The 1403-nt window shown below is 52.7% G+C and carries 1 protein-coding gene; it reads right to left on the bottom strand.

Translation table 11 applies throughout. The annotated features are described in order from the left end of the window. Positions 1-1403: beta strand repeat-containing protein (locus tag ACO0LN_RS30225; protein WP_422980453.1), on the bottom strand; the 1403-nt coding region annotated here is incomplete at both ends.

Genomic DNA, 1403 nt, shown 5'->3' with positions numbered 1-1403 from the left:
TCTGTACCAGCACCACCTACGACTGTGTCGGAGATTGTCAGGCCAGCACGTGTGTCTTGCAGGTTATCGAAAGTAACTGTGTCGTTACCAGCACCCATCTTGATGTTTTGCGCGCCGTTGGCAGCACCGCTTGTGGAAACGCGGATGATGACGCTGGCTGTTTCTGCGGATGCATCGATCGTGCCAGCAACCAGTTTGATCTGGCCAGCTGTTTTGGACAACTCTTGTACGCCAGCGATGTTAGCTGCTGCGCCGCCTGTTGTGTCGATACGGTACAAACCACCGTTACCAGCCACTGTTGTGTCGAGGTTCAGGAAGGTTGTTGTGGAACCAGCACCTGCTGTTGTACCAATAGTGATGGTGCCTGTGTGGGCAGCAACGTTGGCCAGAGCAACTGTGTTGGATTCTGTATCAGCATCCACCAGAGTGATGTTTTCTACGGCGTTGGTGTTCAACACGAAGTTGAAACGTGGGTCAACGTTCAAGCCTTCAGCGATCGTTACTGCAACGGTGTCGGATGCGCCAGTAGCAACGGCCAGATTGGCGTTGATGGTGGATTGGCCGATGGCGTTGGAGCCTGTGTCGCTGTGTTTGATCGTGATGGCAGCAGCTTGACCAACTGTGAGGTTGTTCAGTGTGAACACGTCTGTACCGGCAACTGGTGCTGAGTTAGCAGGAGCAGCTACGTTGGTGTTGGAGACGTTGCGAACCAATACGCCTGTGACGTCTGGCAGTTTGGCAAAGTCAACAACAGAAGTTGCATTGTTCAACAACACTTGCAGTGCTTCTACTTTGGTGATGATGGAGGAACCAGCTGCACCGGCTGTGACGTTACCGCCGTTGACGATAACCAGAGTATCTGTACCGTCGCCGCCTGTGATGCTGTCGCCTGTTTCTACTGTGTCTGCCAGGTAGAATGTGTCGTTACCAGAACCACCAGTGACTGTGACGTTTTGAACGGAACCGGATGTGTCAGCTTTACCAGTGGTGAAGATGCCATTGCCGAGGTTCAGGGTCAGGTTGCCTTTGAATGCGGATGCATCAATCGCGGACAAACGGCCTGCAGCTTGCAGGATACCACCGGAGAAGTTGGTGGATTCAATGGTTGTTACACCATTAACAACATTGGATGTTTGGGCCAGTGTGAGGTCTTTGTCGCCAGTGATAACGACTTTGCCTGCTGTACCTGTGTCCATTGGCAGGTTCAAGATGCCGATGTTGTTGGTGTTGCCTGTGCTGTTGATGGTCAGTGTTTCGTAACCTTGGTTGCCTACGCCTGCGGCGGATGTGCCGGAAACGTTTTGACCAATGTTGACTGTACCAACTTGGACGTCGGACAGGTTCAGTGTTGCTGCATTGGCGCCGAGCAATGTGCCGTTGCCGAAGGAGAATTCAACTGTACC

The organism is Undibacterium sp. TC9W (assembly GCF_049339865.1).
In the GTDB taxonomy this organism is placed as follows: Bacteria; Pseudomonadota; Gammaproteobacteria; order Burkholderiales; family Burkholderiaceae_D; genus Undibacterium.
This window is presented reverse-complemented; position numbering and strand designations above follow the sequence as displayed.